We start from the raw sequence: 3,106 nt of genomic DNA, 5'->3' as shown, positions 1-3,106 counted from the left end.
TTTTTATGGTTTACCGGATCTACCGATTTCCGGGGGCCGGCCTTCCGGGGTCCGGCCTACCGGGGGCCGGCCTACCGGGGGCCGGCCTACCGGGGCCGGCTTCGTAAGTGTAGATGAAGGTTTCTTCAGCATCGCCACCCAGCTCAGACAGGTCTACGGTCTGCTGCAGCTTCATGGTGGTGGTGGTGAGCTCATTTATGGTGAAAGTTTCTTCCAGAGGAGTCTCGGGATCAAAGATGCCGTAGCCTCTGCGGGTAAAGTACTGTACTCCATCTTCTTCGGTGATCTCCCAGGTTTCCCATACGTTGAAGCCATCAAACGCACAGTCGCCGGTGGCGGTATCTTCGCCATAGCCTACTTCCATGGTGCCGTCTTCATTCAGCAGCCAGTAGTTATCTTTTTCGCACTCCTTGATGCCTTCTTCTTCCTCATCCACCCAATACACAGAGGTCAGGTTCCATTGTCTGCGAGGCAGGTTATCAATGGGCGAGAGGGTAACCACCAGGGTCAGCACCACTTCTTCCGATACGCCATTGGCATTGGTGGCCTCAAAGGTAAAGCCTACCAGCTGGTCTACATCCTCGGCATCGGGGGTATAGGTGAAATTGTGGGTAAGGCTGTTGCCGGTGGCATTTACCGTAGTGCTCCCATTGGTGCCATAGCTCTGGTCTACCTGGTTGTTGATGGTCTTGGTAATTACCAGGTTGCTAAGGCCGGCCGGTGCCTGCGCCGTTACGGTAAGGGCCACTTCCTCGCCGGATTCTACTGCATAGCGGTACATGCCCGCACCAGTGGTTTCCAGGTCGGTGCCGGTAACGGCTAGGGTAATGGTATTGTCCGGAGCCGGATCATCGTCGTCTCCGCAGCCGGTAAACGCTACCAGGGCGCTCAGCAGCAGGCTGTAGGTAAAAAAGCGATTGATTGATTTCATACTGGTTTTAAGTTTAAACGTTATGATGGTTTTCTATATTAATAGCCTGTGTTTTGGGGCAGGTTAGGATTTACGTTGCGCTCCCGCTGGGGGATTGGAAAGAGGTAATAGGCCGGATCTACCGGAAGGCCTTTTGCCTGCTGTACTTTTTCCTCCAGTTTGTTCATACGCACCAGATCAAACCAGCGATGGCCCTCGGCCACAAACTCCTTGCGGCGCTCTTCCAGTATGGCTTCCCGAAAGGCCGCTATGCCTGTGATCTCAACATCCGCCAGGCCTGCTCTGTTTCGCACCCGGTTCAGATACAAATTGGCCGTGGTAAAATCGCCCTCTTCGGCCTTGGCCTCGGCATAGATCAGCAGCACATCGGCATAGCGGATCACCGGAAAATCATTATAAGAACCTCCGGCGGTGGGGTCGGCCACACTGTCCCAGAACTTCTGGATATGAATACGGCTCAGGGGAATCACATTGCCGTTGTCGGCTACCAGCTCGGTCATGAAGGTTACGGCCTTGCGCTCGTCTTCATCCGAAAAGGAATTGTAGAGATCCGGGGTAGCTACCTGCCAGCCGTGGGTATTGGACACAGCAGCCCGGTGCCGGCTGAGCTCCGCCGGCAGCAGGCGAACATTAAACTGACCTACCTCCCAGAAAATAATGGCACCGTCGGCATCGCCAAAGCCCACCGAAAAGATGGCCTCTTTGCCACCGCGGCTGCTGAGCTTAAACACATCGGCAAAATCTTCCCAAAGCGCGTAGGTGCCGGAGTTGATCACCTCCAGGGCCTTGGCCGAGGCCAGCGGAAAATTGCCCTGCGTCAGATAGACTTTAGCCAGCAGCGCCTTGGCGGCTCCGCGGGTAGCTCTGCCCTCCTGTATACTGCCGTCAGGCGGTAGCGCCTCGGCGGCGGTCAGGTCCTGGATGATCTGCCCGTATATGGCTTCGGGGCTGGCAGCTTCCGGAAACAGGGGGCTGTTTTCACTTACCAGCAGGGGAACCCGGCCATACATGCGCACCAGGTTAAAGTACATAAGGCCCCGCAGAAATTTGGCTTCGTTTACCAGCCGGTCCCGCAGGGTAGGGTCCATGTTGATGAGTGGAATGCGGTCTATGGCAATGTTGGCCAGGTAGATTACTTTGTAGTGCATCTGCCAGATCTCCAGGGCATTGGCATTTTCGGCATTGTGGCTAAAGGTGCCCAGTTCATCGTTCCAGAGGGTGCCCAGCTGGTTGTTGATCATTTCATCCGAGGCCAGGCCCACGGTGATCCAGAAAGTACTGTGGTAAATACCGGCCGTATTGCCGGCCGAATAAGAGCCCAGATAGGCATAAATGGCATTTACGGCCGACTCGGCATCCTGGGCGGTTGCATAAAAATTACTTTGTGCAATGCGGTCCTGCGGGTCTTCTTCCAGAAAATCTTCGCAGGAGCTCAACCCAAGGCCCAGGCCCAGCAGCAGAAAGGCTGTAAGAGAAGGCCAGTATTTAAAAGAAAATAGGGTATTCATGATCATGTCTGATTAAAAGCCCAGGTTAATGCCCAGCAGGTAAGTTTTGGCCTGCGGATAGTTGCCATCATCCACCCCTACCAGGTTGGTAGAAGCACCATAGGCGTTGCCCTCCGGATCGTAGCCGCTGTAGTTGGTCAGGGTCCAGAGGTTGGTGGCGCTGGCATAAATACGCACATTGCTTACCTTAATGCGCTCCAGCAGCGGAGCCGGCAGGCTATAGCCCAGCGTCAGGTTCTTGAGGCGCACATAGGAGGCATCTTCGATAAAGCGGGAGGAGAACACATTGTCGGTGGCCGTAGCCAGGGCCCGGGCATAGCGGTTGCTGGGGTTCTGGGGAGTCCAGCGGTTCAGGCCGGCCTCGGCCAGTACGTTTTGCTGGCCGTTTACATTCTCCAGGTTCAGCAGGTTCATGTTAGCCATTTCGTTGCCCTGTGATCCCTGAAAGAAAAAGGAAAGGCTAATACCCCGGAAGGAAAGTTCATTGTTGAGGCCCCAGATAAAATCGGGCTGGGCCGAGCCGATGATGGTGCGGTCAAAATCGTTGATCACCCCATCGGGCACCCCATCGGGGCCGCTGATGTCGCGGTAGCGGCGATCGCCTGCGGCAGGGCGCTGGCCCACCAGCACCGGGCTGGAGGCCGCCTCGTCATTGCTCTGGAAGATG

General features: G+C 55.7%; 2 protein-coding genes and 1 pseudogene. All 3 read right to left on the bottom strand.

Annotated features, from left to right (window positions below; genetic code table 11):
• Window positions 1-19: 19 nt before the first annotated feature.
• Entirely contained in the window at window positions 20-931 is a 912-nt protein-coding gene (locus ADICEAN_RS20510) for a hypothetical protein (RefSeq protein ID WP_009197598.1), read from the bottom strand.
• A 38-nt stretch (window positions 932-969) separates the two neighbouring features.
• The gene (locus ADICEAN_RS20505) at window positions 970-2,439 is read right to left on the bottom strand and encodes a RagB/SusD family nutrient uptake outer membrane protein (RefSeq protein WP_009197597.1); all 1,470 of its coding nucleotides are present in this window, start codon (window positions 2,437-2,439) and stop codon (window positions 970-972) included.
• A 12-nt stretch (window positions 2,440-2,451) separates the two neighbouring features.
• Window positions 2,452-3,106: pseudogene (locus tag ADICEAN_RS22850) on the bottom strand (hypothetical protein); the annotation flags it as partial.

It is taken from the genome of Cesiribacter andamanensis AMV16, assembly GCF_000348925.1.
In the GTDB taxonomy this organism is placed as follows: Bacteria; Bacteroidota; Bacteroidia; order Cytophagales; family Cyclobacteriaceae; genus Cesiribacter; species Cesiribacter andamanensis.
The sequence above is the reverse complement of the archived record's forward strand: the minus strand, read 5'-3'. Positions and strand labels throughout refer to the sequence as shown.